Genomic DNA, 14,616 nt, shown 5'->3' on the forward strand with positions numbered 1-14,616 from the left:
TTATTTATTAGAACAACTACGTTGTGCGAACAATTTAATTACAAGTTTAGACGTTTCAGGATTCAATCTACTATACGATTTGGATTGTAGTTCTAATCAAATTAATTACTTAAATGTAACAGGTTGTCATCAAATGTATACTTTTAGTTGCGGAGGTAATCAGTTAACAACACTAGATGTATCAGATTGTTATCAATTATTTCAATTTGAATGTACTTATAATGACATTCAGTATTTAAATCTTAAAAATGGGAATAATCAGTCTTCTTTTTATTATTATTTTAACAACAATCCAATTATGTATGTATGTGCCAATGAAAATGATGTAAATTCAATTCGATCTTATATGGATGATTTCAATATTTCAGGTCATGTAAATTCCTATTGTTCATTTGTCCCCGGCGGAGAATTTTTCACCATTCAAGGTAATTCAAAATTAGATTTATCCAGTAATGGTTGTGATGAAAATGATATCAATTTTCCTAACATGAAATTCAGCATCACTAACGGAACTATTTCAGGGAGTATTATTTCAAATACTAGCGGAGATTATTCCATTCCCGTTCAAGCAGGCTCACACACTTTAACTCCTGTTTTTGAAAACCCAACTTATTTTAATGTGAGTCCGGCAAATTTTGCAGTTACATTTCCGGCTCAAACTAGTCCGTTTACACAAAATTTCTGCATCACTTCAAATGGTACGCATCAAGATGTAGAAGTAGTTATCGTTCCTTTAAATGTTGCTATACCTGGTTTTGATACAAGTTACAAATTAGTATATAAAAACAAAGGCAACACAACGGTTTCCGGTTCAATTTCGTTTACGTTTATGGATAATGTGATGGATTTTGTTTCTTCAAATCCAATTCAATCGATGGTAGAACCAAATATTTTAAATTGGAACTATTCAAATTTACAACCATTTGAAACCAGAGAAATTGAAGTTGTTTTTAATTTAAATTCTCCTCAAGAAACTCCAGCTTTAAATGGAGGTGAAATTTTAGAATTCATTGCCATTATTGATCCACTTTCGGGAGATTCAATGCCATCCGATAATGCATCAACTTTAAATCAAGAGGTTGATAATTCCTTTGATCCAAACGACAAAACCTGTTTGGAAGGTTCTGTAGTGAGTACAGAATTAATTGGTCAATATGTGCATTATGTCATTCGATTTGAAAACACAGGAACATTCTTCGCTCAAAATGTAGTAGTAAAAGACGAAATTGATTTATCAAAATTTGATTTGAATAGTTTGATCGTACTAAGTGCAAGTCACCAACAATGGACTAGAATCAATGACAATAAAGTAGAATTTATTTTTGAAAATATTGAATTGCCGTTTCCACCTTCGGAGGAACGATATGGTTATATTGCTTTCAAAATTAAATTGAAAAACAACTTAGCTGTTGGCGATACGTTCTCCAATTTTGCGAGTATTTATTTTGATTATAATTTCCCGATTATTACTGAACCGGCCACTACTGCAATCGAAGCATTGAGCAATCCTGATTTTGAATTTTCCAGTTTTGTGAAATTATATCCTAATCCTGCAAGTTCTGTTGTAACGATAGAAAGTCAAACCATTAATTTAAAATCAGTAGAAATTTTTAATAGTTTGGGTCAATTACTTCAAGCGATTCCTAATGAGAATAATCAATTAAATATTGATGTTTCAAGCTTGCTAACCGGAACGTATTTTGTAAAAGTACATTCAGATAAAGGAGTGGGAATTTCGAAGTTTGTGAAACAATAAAAACAGAAAAAGGGATTAAAAAATTAATCCCTTTTGTTTTTCTTTTCACGTTTCTCTTCTTTCTTTTCTTTTGCCGTTTTTAAAGGCTCTTTCTTAACGTTTTTCTTCGCATCTTGACTCTTTGCCATACTTGTTTGGTAATGCCATTAGAAGCATCATAGTAAAGATAGTATTTATTTTTTTAAACCAATTATAAACCTAATTCTTTTTGAAGGGAGGTATCCAATAATTCATCTAACGATTTGAAGGTTGAATTCATTTCAATAAACGTCCATTTCCAATTTGTTTGAGCAGATGAAACGGCAATCCAAGTAACGTTTTCTTCAATAAAATAGCTATTTCGTTTAGATTCATATTTCACTGATTTATAGTTTTTAATTTTAAGATAGGAAGCTAAGTCTTTTTGTACTTGACTCTCAGCTTGTGTATTAGACATGATTATTCTAAAAGAATTTTTAAAAGTAATTACACAATATTTACCGGAATTAATTTCTCGAATTGGAGCATAATTGAATGTCATTGTCGGAAAAACAAAACGAATTCCATCCACATCATTTTGAAATCGTTCATCTAAACCGGCAGTAATTGTTTCTTTAGTGAATTTTTCAAAATAATTTGGATGATACAAAGAAGCAATTCCTTCAAAGTCCATGTTGTAATGAGCAGCATAGAATTTGTTAGTTTCTGTTTTTAAATTTTCTATGGATTGTGAAAATGTAATAGATGGAATCAATAAAAAAAGAAAAATAATAGCTTTTAATTTCATAGATATCGTTTATTCAAAAATAGGTAACTTTTTAAAGTAAATGAAATCAATTTTGTTAGTTTTTATTTTTTAATGCTTCTTTAGCTTTTTTCTCTGCTTCTTTTTTCTCTTTTTCTTTTTTCTCTAAAGCCGCTTTTTTCGCTTTTAATGCCGCTTTTTCTTTTTTATTAAAATAGCCTCGCAACAAAAAATTGTCTTTGGCAGCTTCCATGTTTTCATTTAATCCTTTGGAACTTTTTTTCAAGTTAAGCATCGTCTGGCTCAAATTTTCAGCAATAAGTGAATCTTGTATCAAGCGACCTAACGTACCATTTCCACTGTTGATTTTAATCATGATTTCCGCTAATTCATCTGAAATTATCTCAGCATTATCGGCTGTTGATTGCAAACTGGCCATGATTGCATCAATTTCCACCGGTTCTATAGATTGAAGATGTTGTCCGACTTTTGCTGTTGAGGCATTATTTGTTCCTTGTGTGATTTGTAAAATTTTGTCACCAATTAGTCCTTCGGAACCGATGGTTACTTCGCTGTTTGTTTTTATAAATGGTTGTATTTCTTTTCTTATTAAAAGAGAAACTTTTACGGTAGAATCATTTATAATTTTAATATTGTCGACGGTTCCAACGTCAATTCCGGAAAAGCGAATTTTATTGCCAACCTGTAAGCCACTCACATTATAAAAACTGGTAGTTAAAGAATAGACAGGATTGAATAAGTTTTTTTGTTTACCGATAATAAATATGGTTAAAATAAATAATGTTATTCCGCCGGCAACAAATAAGCCGAGTCTGATTTTGAATTTTTGAGTATAGGTTTCCATTGTTTTTTTAGTTAAAATAGGATTTAATTAATAAATCTGATTCATTTTCAAATGATTCTAAACTACCTTCTTTATAGATTAAACCATCTTCAATCATAATGATTCGATTGGCAGTTTTTTGAGTGCATTTTATATCATGTGTGATAATGATAGAGGAGGTTTTATATTTTTTTTGAATATCTAAGATGAGCAAACTGATTTCATTGGAAGTAATTGGATCAAGTCCGGTGGTGGGTTCATCGTAAAGCATCAATTTGGGATCTACCACAAGTGTTCTGGCTAAACTTATTCTTTTTCGCATTCCACCCGAAAGTTCAGAAGGCATTTTATTGATAGATTCAATTAATCCGACATTTTCTAAAACTTCATTTACTTTTTCTTCAATTTGATTTTCAGTTAAGTTTTTTTTAATTCTTCTCAATGGGAATTCTAAATTTTGCCTAACCGTCATGGAATCATATAGAGCACTACTTTGAAATAAAAAGCCAATTTTTTCTCTCAATAGGGCTAATTCTTTTCCGGTTGATGTATTCATATTTTCTTCAAATACATTGATTTGTCCGCTGTCAGTTGTCAATAATCCAATCAGGCATTTTATTAAAACAGATTTTCCTGAACCTGATTTACCCAATATGACTAAATTTTCTCCTTCCATGAGGGAAAGTGAAATATCTTGTAATATTACTTGGTTACCAAAAGATTTTTTTAGATTGATAATCTCAACCACTTTTTTGGATTTTTTTACTTGATTTATCATAGGGCAATCATATCAGTTATTTGAACAGCAATCATGTCGATGATAATGACTAACAAGGAGGATAGTACAACCGCTGTATTCGCTGCTTTTCCAACACTTTCTGTTCCTCGTCCGGCATTATATCCTTGGTATGTTCCTACTAATCCAATAACGGCCCCGAAAAAAAATGATTTGGTAATAGCCGGTATAAAATCAATAAACTCGACATGCTTAAAGGCTTGTGAAAAAAACAAAATAAAGGAAACGTCTCCTTTGATATTAGCTCCTATCCAACTGCCTAAAATACCAAGACCATCTGCATAAAGTACTAATATTGGTATCATGATAGTAGTAGCCAAAACTCTTGTCACTACTAAATAGCGAATTGGATTGGTTGAGGAAACTTCCATAGCATCAATTTGTTCTGTTACTTTCATCGATCCTAATTCAGCACCAATACCGGACCCTATTTTGCCGGAACAAATTAAAGCAGTAATTACCGGACCCATTTCACGAATAATTGATACAGCGACCATACTTGGAAGTAATGTCTCTGCACCAAATTTTATGAGTATTGGCCGAGATTGAATTGTTAAAACCAAACCCATAATTGTTCCTGTAATAGAAATTAAGGGTAATGTTTTATACCCAATTTCAAAACATTGCCTCAAAAATTCTTTAAACTCAAAATCACGGGTAAATGTTTCTTTTATGATTTTTGTTAAAAACAAGGTGACATCGGCCACTTTTGTTAAAAATGAATTTGCTTCTTCTTTTTTAACGATTGTTTTTTCACTCAATTTAATGATTTGTCCTTTTGCTATATCTAAGGAAGGAATTAGAGTGGAAGTTGATTTTTTTATCATGGTTCTTTTCCTATTCCTTTTTTGATTTTAACCAATTCAGCATATAAAAAGGGTTAACTGGGAATAGTTTTTAATTGGGTAAAGGTCCGCAAGAAAAAAAAATAAAGATTACATAACATTTCTAAAAAGTTATATAATTCACGTTCGATAGAAGGTTTATAGTTTTTATTGGATCAAAAAAAATCCCTGATAATGAGTTTATCAGGGATTTTAAAACAAGAAAATAATTTTAATTCTCTAAAAAAGTAATTGTTTCATGAACCATTTTTATCGTATCAGCCAATTCTTTTGAGTTGTTCCCTTCTTCATCTTTAGAATCTTGAAAAGCTATAAAACGGGTTTTGTAATCGTTTAACGGAATCTCAAAAAATTCCAGACTTAATAATTGACCAACCAACGTTATATTAATTCTTGTGCCGGAAAGCGTTTTGTTTCCTAATTGAATTTGTTTTTTTTCAGTTTTGCAATTTTTTTTACCGAATTGTTCAACCATTAAATCTATGTATTCCTGCATTTTCATGTCGTTATCAATTTCAAAATATAGGATAACTACATTATTACCGTCAAATGTCCAATTATTATAACCAAAATCTTTGTCTACTTCAAAAGCAAAGTTGGACGGATAATGAAAACTAACGGTTCCGCTATCGAATTTTTTAAATCCAAGTAATTCAATTTTTAATTTTGATTTTGTAGCGGAATGATTTATTTCTAATTCATCTCCTTCAGAGTAGAAATATTCTTTGGAATCAACTACAACTTTAAATTGATTTTTAGGTTCTAAAAAGGGACTGTTGTTTTTTTCTTGCGAATAAAGGCTTTGAATGGAGACAAAAATAAAGAATAGTATAACTGTTTTTTTCATTGTTTGATTTTTTTCAAATATAAAAAAATCCCCAACAGTTTAGAACCATTGGGGATTATATTATTTGATTTATTTAAAATTAGTTCACTAAAACCCAATCACCACTGGCAATCATGCTTTCTGCTTTTTTAAATTTCATACTTTCCGTTTTACCACTCAGGATGTGTTTGATAGTAACGGTATCGTTTCGATTGATTTTTGGCGTATCTCGTACAATCGTTTCCGTAACTGGTTGACGTTGCGTTTGACCGGCTTCACGATGTTGTGAGGCTAAAGAATCGCTGTTTGGAATTTCATCTTTTGATGTTTTATAATCTTCTTTTTGACGAATTTCTTTGGCTTCCTGAATATTTGTTTCATTTCTATTTGGCAAATCACCTTTGAATAAAAAGGAAATCACTTCTTTATTCACTTTATCCAACATTGCTTTAAACAAATTAAAAGCTTCAAATTTATAGATCAACAGCGGATCTTTTTGTTCGTGAACGGCTAATTGTACGGATTGTTTTAATTCATCCATTTTGCGTAAATGCTTTTTCCAAGCTTCATCTACAATGGCTAAGGTGATATTTTTTTCAAAATCAGCGACCAATTGTTTTCCTTCTGAATCATAGGCTTTTTTCAAATCGGTCACCACATTTAATGTTTTTTGACCATCACTAAATGGAACTACAATTCGTTCGTAATGATTAGACGGATTCTCATAAACATTTCTGATTATAGGGAAGGCTTCACGGGCATCACGGGCATTTTTTTCATCATAATGTGCTAAGGCTGCTTTATAAATTTTTCCGGTGATTTCTATTTCGGTTAACTTGTTAAATTCGCTTTCTGAAATAGGTGATGTGATTGAAAAATAGCGAATTAACTCAAATTCATAATTTTTAAAATTAGAAATTGCTTTGTTTTCGTTTACGATATTTTCACAGGTATCATACATCATGTTGGCGATATCCACTTTTAATCGCTCTCCGTGTAACGCATGTCTTCTTCTTTTGTAGATTACTTCTCTTTGTGAATTCATTACGTCATCATATTCCAATAAACGTTTACGCACACCAAAGTTGTTTTCTTCTACTTTTTTCTGAGCTCTTTCAATCGATTTGGTCATCATCGAATGTTGAATCACTTCACCTTCTTTCAAGCCCATTCTGTCCATTACTTTGGCTACACGTTCTGAACCAAATAAACGCATCAAATTATCTTCTAAAGAAACATAAAACTGTGAACTTCCCGGATCTCCCTGACGACCCGCACGACCACGTAACTGACGGTCTACACGACGAGAATCGTGACGTTCAGTTCCAATGATAGCTAAACCTCCTGCGGCTTTAACTTCCGGTGTTAGTTTAATATCGGTACCACGACCGGCCATATTTGTTGCAATTGTTACGACGCCAGGTTTACCTGCTTCGGCAACAATTTCAGCTTCTTTTTTATGCATTTTTGCATTCAACACATTGTGCGGAATGTTACGCATTTTCAACATTCGACTCAATAATTCTGAAATCTCTACTGAAGTTGTTCCAATCAAAACCGGTCTTCCGGCTTGAGATAATTTAGTTACATCTTCAATAACTGCATTGAATTTTTCGCGTGTTGTTTTGTATATTAAATCTTCCTGATCTTTTCTCGACATCGGACGGTTAGTTGGAATTTCAACTACATCCAATTTGTAAATTTGCCAAAGCTCTCCTGCTTCTGTTACTGCAGTACCCGTCATACCGGCTAATTTGCTGTACATACGGAAATAATTTTGAAGCGTAATCGTTGCAAAAGTTTGAGTGGCTGCTTCAATCTTTACGTTTTCTTTGGCTTCAATCGCTTGGTGTAATCCATCTGAATATCGACGACCGTCCATAATACGACCGGTTTGCTCATCGACAATCATGATTTTGTCTTCCATGATAACGTATTCCACATCTTTTTCAAAGAGGGTATAGGCTTTTAATAGTTGTGTTAAAGTATGAATACGTTCTGATTTGATTGAAAAATCCTGAAATAATTTTTCTTTCTCTTCTGCTTCTTCATCTTTATTTAAATTCAATTTTTCAATACGGGCAATTTCAGTTCCGATATCTGGTAAAACAAAGAAATTTCCATCGGTATCTTGTGATAAAAATTTGATCCCGTTATCGGTTAATTCAACCTGATTATTTTTTTCTTCAATAACAAAATATAATGCTTCATCCACTTTGGGCATTTCGCGATTATTATCTTGCATGTATTGATTTTCAGTTTTTTGAAGTAATTGTTTAACACCTTCTTCACTTAAGAATTTAATTAAGGCCTTGTTTTTAGGTAAGGCACGATAAGCTCTTAACAGGTTAAAACCGCCATCCTTAGAATTACCTTCTTTAATTAGACGTTTTGCTTCTGTTAAAAATCCTGTTGCTAAATTTCGTTGTAAAGAAACTAAGTTATCAACTTTTGGCTTCAATTCATTAAATTCATGTCTGTCTCCTTGCGGAACCGGACCAGAAATAATTAAGGGTGTTCTAGCATCGTCAATCAATACGGAGTCAACCTCATCGACAATGGCATAATTGTGTTTGCGTTGCACCAAATCGTTTGGTGAATGTGCCATATTATCTCTCAAATAGTCAAAACCAAATTCATTATTTGTACCGTAGGTAATGTCTGCTTCGTATGCTTTTCTTCTGGCATCGGTATTCGGTTGATGATTGTCAATACAATCAACAGTTAAACCATGAAATTCAAATAAAGGTGCCTTCCATGTGCTATCCCGTTTTGCTAAATAGTCATTCACGGTAACTAGATGCACACCGTTTCCTGTTAAGGCATTCAAATAAAGGGGTAGAGTAGCAACTAATGTTTTTCCTTCCCCAGTTTGCATTTCGGCAATTTTTCCTTGATGTAAAACGACACCTCCAATCAACTGAACATCATAGTGAATCATGTCCCAAGTAATTTCTTTTCCGGCAGCATTCCATGAATTTGCCCAAATTGCATCGTCACCTTCAAGCGAGATATATGATTTTGTTGCTGAAAGTTCGATGTCTTTTGGCGTTGCTTTTACTTTAATTGAAGTATTATCTTTAAATCGTCTAGCCGTTTCTTTCACTACTGCAAAAGCTTCCGGTAGAATTTCCAATAAAACTTTTTCAGAAATTTCATAAGCTTCTTTTTCCAATGCGTCGATTGCTAAATACAAATCTTCGCGTTTATCGATGTCTAAAATCTGCTCCACTTCTGTTTTTAAGGAAGCAATTTTATTGTCTTTTTCAGCACGGGCTAGTTTTATAGTTTCTTTGAAAGCTATAGTTTTAGCTCGCAATTCGTCATGTGAAAGCGATGCTAAATTGCTTTCATATGTTTTAATTTTATTTAAAAGGGGTTGTATTGCTTTGACATCTTTCTCGGATTTGTCGCCAACAAATGCTTTAAGAATACTATTTATGAAACTCATAATTATTGTTTTTTTAAGTGTGCAAATTTACACAAAAAAAAAGCCTCTAGTGAGACTTCTTTCTGGTGATTTTTTTATTTTTCTTTAATATTCGTCCTCGTTCCAAAGATAATCTTCGTCTGTAGGATAATCCGGCCAAATTTCTTCCATCGATTCATAGATTTCGCCTTCATCTTCTATAGATTGAAGGTTTTCCACTACTTCAAGCGGAGCACCCGTTCTGATAGCATAGTCAATAAGCTCATCTTTGGTGGCTGGCCACGGTGCATCACTTAAATAGGATGCTAATTCTAATGTCCAATACATCTTCTATCGATTTAATTTTATGCAAAAATAATTTTTCTGCTGAAATAGTCAAGTAAAAAGTGATTTATTTTACCAAAAAGTATTTTTTTTACTTTTGAAAAGTTAAGAACGTTTTTTTTGAGCTTCTTTTTTGATCTCTGCTAGCGGGCAAATGAACATGGCTTACTCTTTCCTCGGAATCCATTTTACTTCTTCCGTGTTCAGGTCAAATGACAACTTTCGTGCCAAGACAAAAAGGTAGTCAGAAAGGCGGTTTAAGTATTTTAAAACCTGCTCATCTGTCGGTTCTAATTCGTGAAGATGCACAGATAGACGTTCGGCTCTTCTACAAACACATCTTGCAATATGACAATATGACACTGTTGTGTGTCCACCGGGTAAAACAAAATGCGTCATTGGGGGTAATGAATCGTTCATCGAATCGATTTCATTTTCCAATAATTGAATGTCTTCTTCTGAAATCCGATTGATGTTTAAACGTTGTTGACCATTTTTTAAAACTTCTTTTTCAGGAGGTGTGGCCAAAATGGCTCCAACGGTAAAAAGGCGGTCTTGCACTTCAATTAGGATATTTTTATATAATTGATTGATATTTTGATCGCGAATAAGTCCGATGTGCGAATTTAATTCGTCTACTGTTCCATAACTTTCAATACGAATGTGATGTTTGGGAACTCTAGTTCCGCCAAAAAGTGCGGTGGTTCCGCTATCGCCGGTTTTTGTGTATATTTTCATTTATGAGGTGCTAAGGTTATGAGGTGCTAAGGTACTAAGTTTTTTTAATTGGGTTGAATTAAATTGTAGTTTTAAGATGATACGGAATCACCTCAGAGCCTTAGAACCTTAGCTTCTTAGCACCTTCAAAAAACCTTCCACAAATCTTTCTCTTGCACCGTCAGCCAAATCAAAATACAAATCGGGCTCAATGAGTTCAACTTCCATCAAATGGAGTTTATTTTTGATAACGATACCGTCTACGCGAGCATATAAAAGTTTTTCGGGAATTTTTGATAGAACTAATTCGGCTTGAAGTATTAAATCATCATTGGGCTCAATCAAAGTATATTTTCCACCGTATTGAATTTGAACTCTGAAATCTGTCGAAACAGGTTTTTTGTTGACTGCATGTGAAAAATTTCCGTTAAAGAAAATCAGCGATGTTTCGCCCAATTCTTTTATCTCAGGACGAAACTCCTGTAAAAGGAAATCTTTGGTTTCAAAATGGTCTTTGAATTCTTCTTGAATGGAATTAATTTCACTTCGGTCAATTAATTTAGTTAAATAACTTCCGGCAGAAAAAGCAGGTTTGATGACAATTTTTTTCCAGTTTTCAGGAATTAAATTAAGTAAATCCGGTGTTGAATTTTTTTCTAAAAAAAGTGTTGGAAGTATTGAAATTCCCTCTTTTTCTAATTTTTTTAAGTAAAATTTATGTTTGTTTTTTTGTATAGTTGTGATTGGATTCAACGTTTTGATTCCTAACGATTCAATTTTATCCAACCATTGGTTAAACGCAATTTCTTTTTGATAATAATCCCATGTGTTTCTGAAAATAAGGTAATCAAATTCAGTCCAATTAATCGATTCATCATCCCAAATAACTGCTTTTGCAGTAATATTTTCTTTTGCAAAAAGCGGAATTAATTTTTGATCCGATTCTAAAAGTTCAGGTAATCGTGCACAAGTGAGTATTCCAACATTCATTCGGTTAATGTTTCTTTTTGGAATAATAACTAGTCTTGAAATTACGATTTCGTCGATTTCCTCTGTGTTTATTTGCCATTCGAGTAATAATAGCAACGGCTATAAATAAAACTACAAGAATAATAATAAGTGTTTTCATAAAATAAACTTAATACACAAAGGTACAAATTGTTTATTTTACTTGTTCATCTTTTTCCACCATTCCGTCACGTAAACGAATGATTCGATGAGCATGAGCAGCAATATCTTCTTCGTGAGTTACCAAAATAATTGTATTTCCATTTTTGTGAATGACATCAAAAAGACCCATAATTTCTTCAGAGGTTTTACTATCCAAGTTTCCGGTAGGCTCATCAGCCAAAATAATGGAAGGGTTATTAACCAAAGCTCGGGCAATAGCAACCCGCTGACGTTGACCACCCGAAAGTTCATTTGGTTTGTGGTCCATACGGTCGGCCAAATTTACTTGTGTTAAAACTTCTGTAGCTCTTATGTTTCGCTCACTTTTTGGATATCCTGCATAAACCATAGGTAAAGCCACATTATCCAAAGCAGATGTTCGAGGCATTAAGTTGAATGTTTGAAATACAAAACCTATTTCTTTATTACGTATTTCGGCTAATTCATCATCGTGCATCTGACTCACATCTTTTCCGTTTAGAATGTATGTTCCCGAGGTAGGAGTGTCTAAACATCCCAAAAGATTCATCAAAGTTGACTTTCCGGATCCTGAAGGCCCCATCAATGCTACATATTCTCCTTTGTTGATTTCTAAATCTATTCCTTTAAGTACGTATATTGTTTCACTTCCTAGAATAAAATCTCGTTTAATATTGGTTATTTTGATAAGTGGTTGAGCCATTTAGTATAAGATTGTAGTTTTAAAAATAATATTTAGAAACTCTTCGGTTAAAAGTACAAATTTGATTTTTGTTTATGCTATAAGTACTCAAATTTATCAAATTGTTACATTATTGAATTTTAACTTCAATCTCTCTTCATGCATTATAATCAATAATATAAATTTTTAATGCAAAGTTAAAGTTATATAATTTTATAAAAATATTACATAATTCACATATTTTATAAAAAATATAACAAATTATTAAAATAAATTTAATAAAACTTTTAAAATAATGATTATTATATAATTTTTAGTATCTTTACAGAATATTATTTAAAAACTCATAAAATGAAAAAAAGTAAATTAATTTTTGGAATTTCAATACTTGTAATAGGTTTTACCTCTTGTAAGGATGAAAAAAATGATCAAGCAGAAAAAACCGTTGAAACTTATGTGGTTTATGTCGATTCAGTCGAAACCATAAGTGCGGAAGAGGCCAAAACCAATTGGGCAGTTATTGAAACAAATTATCAAGCAAGAAATGCTGCAGCTCAAGAGGCTTTGGCAGATTTAAAAGATAAAGAAGTAGCCCAAGCTAAAATTGATGCCAGTAATGCGAAGTATGAAGCATTAAAAGCAAAATTAGAAGCAGCAAACCAAGCAGCAGCTGTTTCTCCAAAACAACAATTGCGTAATACTTTGTTTGGTGAAGGAAAAATTGGTGATGACATGAGTTTCTCATGGGTTAACAAAGACAACCTTTTAACCACTTTCAAAACGTTTACTGAAACAGTTCAAAACAATAAAGATGCTTATACCCGTGAAGATTGGGATGAAATCAAATTGTTGTATGAAGCTTTAGGAACACGTAAAAATACCGTTGAAAAAGAAGGATTATCATCTTCTGACAACAATGAAATTGCGGGTATAAAAATCAAATTTGCACCAATGCTTAAAGTAAACCGTATGGGAGCTAAAGCAGAAGAAAATGCTGCAGCAAAAGAATAATTAGTTATTAGTTCAGTTGGAAAATGACAGTCAGTGATGGCTGTCATTTTTTTTATGCACGAATGGTAAAATGTTCTTTTTCCTGTTCGCTTCTAAAGAAAACCATTCCCCATTGGAAGGTGTCAATAGTCACGGTAACTTTGGGATGATTTTTAATTAGTACCCAAGCTTCTTCCATGTCTTTTGACCAGTGAATATCGTCAAAAATCCACACAGAATCGTTTGTAATTGTGGGTAATAATAATTCGAAATATTCTAATGTAGCATTTTTCGAATGATTTCCGTCAAAGTAAATTAGTTGCGGGTTGCGTCCCGAAGTTTCGGGAGCGGGTTGAAGGTTTTTGAGGTAGTCTTCAAATTTAGTGTTTACAAATTCAATGTTGTTTAAATTTTGCAATTGACATTGATTTTTAGCTATTGCCATTGTTTGAGGGCAACCTTCTAAAGTAATTACTTTTGAATTTTTATTTCCTAAAGATAGAGCAATGGTGGCTAATCCCAACGAAGTTCCAATTTCTAAACTATTTTCAGGTTGAAAATAATGAACAATTCTAAATAATAATTCTGCTCTTTTTGGAGAAATTCCGGCATTTTTTGCAATAGCAGAAATTTTTCTTTGATTGGATTTAAAAACTCTTGAACCGGCACCAAAATCGGTTACTTCTATTAAATTTTCGTTGGCTAGAAGAGATTTTCGGTATTCTTTTAAAACTTCGTATTCGGGATATTTGGTTTTATCATAAAAACATTTCGTCACCAAATCGAACACAAATGGGGAGTGAATTCCATGTTGGTTTTTGGAATATAAAAGAAATTTTAAATAGGATCTAATTAAATGATTCATAAAGTAAACACAAATCTCAAGAATTAGCATGAATTGGATTGGTTAAAATTTGTTCATTTCTTGTTGGTTTTTATTCTAAGCGATAATCATCAAACTCATAATCATTCCCTTGATTTTTAAAATGTACAACTAAGTTGTCTTTAACTTCATAAGAATAAATTTCTGGAGCTTCTACATTTTGGTGTTTTTCATAAAAAAAATTTCCTTTTGTCCACCATTTTCCTTTCTCAGTAAAAGTTTGAATTTCGCAATTTTGTTTAGTTGTAAACATAATTACATAAGTACCATTTGCAAATCTTTGAACAATCCAATGTTTTTCTACACCTTCAAATTGTTTTTCAACCTCAAAGCCTTTCCAAATACCAACAAGTTTTTTGTCATTATTGTTTTCTGATTTGAAAGATGTAAATAATATAATTCCTAAAAATAGAATCAGAGTTTTAAATGTTTTCATTTTAAAAAATTAGTTAATTATATCAATTGTTTTAATGTTATTAGTTGTGAAGAAAAATAAAAAACCTTCTGCCGATTTTCTATACTCAAGTTCTTTTTCTTTTTCGTAAAGGTATTTATTTTGTTTTTTTCTTTTATTGTTATCTTTTTTGATGTCTTTAAACTCTTTTTCTAATTCTTTAAATGAATTAATCGTTTCTTCTAAAATTTTTTTA

General features: G+C 32.2%; 15 protein-coding genes. 2 read left to right on the top strand and 13 right to left on the bottom strand.

Annotated features, from left to right (window positions below; all coding sequences use genetic code 11):
* Window positions 1-1,756: T9SS type A sorting domain-containing protein (locus C0512_RS13085; protein ID WP_290862283.1), on the top strand; the 1,756-nt coding region annotated here is incomplete at its 5' end.
* 190 nt (window positions 1,757-1,946) lie between these two features.
* Here C0512_RS13085 and C0512_RS13090 read toward each other — a convergent pair.
* From C0512_RS13090 to C0512_RS13135, 10 genes are all read right to left on the bottom strand, one after another.
* The gene (locus C0512_RS13090; RefSeq protein WP_290862284.1) at window positions 1,947-2,522 is read right to left on the bottom strand and encodes a hypothetical protein; all 576 of its coding nucleotides are present in this window, start codon (window positions 2,520-2,522) and stop codon (window positions 1,947-1,949) included.
* A gap of 55 nt (window positions 2,523-2,577) precedes the next feature.
* Window positions 2,578-3,345: an MlaD family protein gene (locus C0512_RS13095; RefSeq protein WP_290862285.1), complete on the bottom strand. Its 768-nt coding sequence runs from the start codon at window positions 3,343-3,345 to the stop codon at window positions 2,578-2,580.
* A gap of 7 nt (window positions 3,346-3,352) precedes the next feature.
* On the bottom strand, window positions 3,353-4,102 hold the full coding sequence (locus tag C0512_RS13100; RefSeq protein ID WP_290862287.1) for an ABC transporter ATP-binding protein: 750 nt from the start codon (window positions 4,100-4,102) through the stop codon (window positions 3,353-3,355).
* Window positions 4,099-4,947, bottom strand: coding sequence for an ABC transporter permease (locus C0512_RS13105; protein ID WP_290862289.1), 849 nt, complete (start codon window positions 4,945-4,947; stop codon window positions 4,099-4,101). Before C0512_RS13105 ends, C0512_RS13100 begins: the two co-directional genes overlap by 4 nt.
* A 229-nt stretch (window positions 4,948-5,176) precedes the next feature.
* Window positions 5,177-5,812: a hypothetical protein gene (locus C0512_RS13110; protein WP_290862291.1), complete on the bottom strand. Its 636-nt coding sequence runs from the start codon at window positions 5,810-5,812 to the stop codon at window positions 5,177-5,179.
* A gap of 79 nt (window positions 5,813-5,891) precedes the next feature.
* Window positions 5,892-9,242 carry a preprotein translocase subunit SecA gene (gene secA, locus C0512_RS13115; RefSeq protein ID WP_290862293.1) on the bottom strand — a complete coding sequence of 1,117 codons (3,351 nt, stop codon included), beginning with the start codon at window positions 9,240-9,242 and terminating at the stop codon, window positions 5,892-5,894.
* 84 nt (window positions 9,243-9,326) lie between these two features.
* A complete protein-coding gene (locus tag C0512_RS13120; RefSeq protein WP_002986941.1) occupies window positions 9,327-9,548 on the bottom strand; it encodes a DUF2795 domain-containing protein in 222 nt (73 codons plus the stop codon).
* Between the two features lie 162 nt (window positions 9,549-9,710).
* Complete coding sequence (locus tag C0512_RS13125) at window positions 9,711-10,283, bottom strand: cob(I)yrinic acid a,c-diamide adenosyltransferase (RefSeq protein WP_290862295.1); 573 nt, start codon at window positions 10,281-10,283, stop codon at window positions 9,711-9,713.
* A 108-nt stretch (window positions 10,284-10,391) separates the two neighbouring features.
* Window positions 10,392-11,348 (bottom strand): hypothetical protein, encoded by a 957-nt coding sequence (locus C0512_RS13130; protein WP_290862297.1) that lies wholly within the window; start codon window positions 11,346-11,348, stop codon window positions 10,392-10,394.
* Window positions 11,349-11,424: 76 nt separating this feature from the next.
* Window positions 11,425-12,114, bottom strand: a complete 690-nt coding sequence (locus tag C0512_RS13135; RefSeq protein ID WP_290862299.1) for an ABC transporter ATP-binding protein — start codon at window positions 12,112-12,114, stop codon at window positions 11,425-11,427.
* A 330-nt stretch (window positions 12,115-12,444) separates the two neighbouring features.
* Between C0512_RS13135 and C0512_RS13140 the strand changes: the two genes are divergently transcribed.
* Complete coding sequence (locus tag C0512_RS13140; protein ID WP_290862301.1) at window positions 12,445-13,104, top strand: hypothetical protein; 660 nt, start codon at window positions 12,445-12,447, stop codon at window positions 13,102-13,104.
* Between the two features lie 52 nt (window positions 13,105-13,156).
* On the opposite strand, the gene C0512_RS13145 is transcribed toward C0512_RS13140, so the two are convergent.
* The 3 genes from C0512_RS13145 to C0512_RS13155 all read right to left on the bottom strand — a co-directional run.
* Window positions 13,157-13,948, bottom strand: coding sequence for an O-methyltransferase (locus C0512_RS13145; RefSeq protein ID WP_290862303.1), 792 nt, complete (start codon window positions 13,946-13,948; stop codon window positions 13,157-13,159).
* Between the two features lie 70 nt (window positions 13,949-14,018).
* Window positions 14,019-14,402 carry a hypothetical protein gene (locus C0512_RS13150; RefSeq protein ID WP_290862304.1) on the bottom strand — a complete coding sequence of 128 codons (384 nt, stop codon included), beginning with the start codon at window positions 14,400-14,402 and terminating at the stop codon, window positions 14,019-14,021.
* A 9-nt stretch (window positions 14,403-14,411) separates the two neighbouring features.
* The coding region (locus C0512_RS13155) for a hypothetical protein (RefSeq protein ID WP_290862306.1) at window positions 14,412-14,616 on the bottom strand (205 nt) is incomplete at its 5' end.

Source organism: Flavobacterium sp. (assembly GCF_013822155.1).
In the GTDB taxonomy this organism is placed as follows: Bacteria; Bacteroidota; Bacteroidia; order Flavobacteriales; family Flavobacteriaceae; genus Flavobacterium.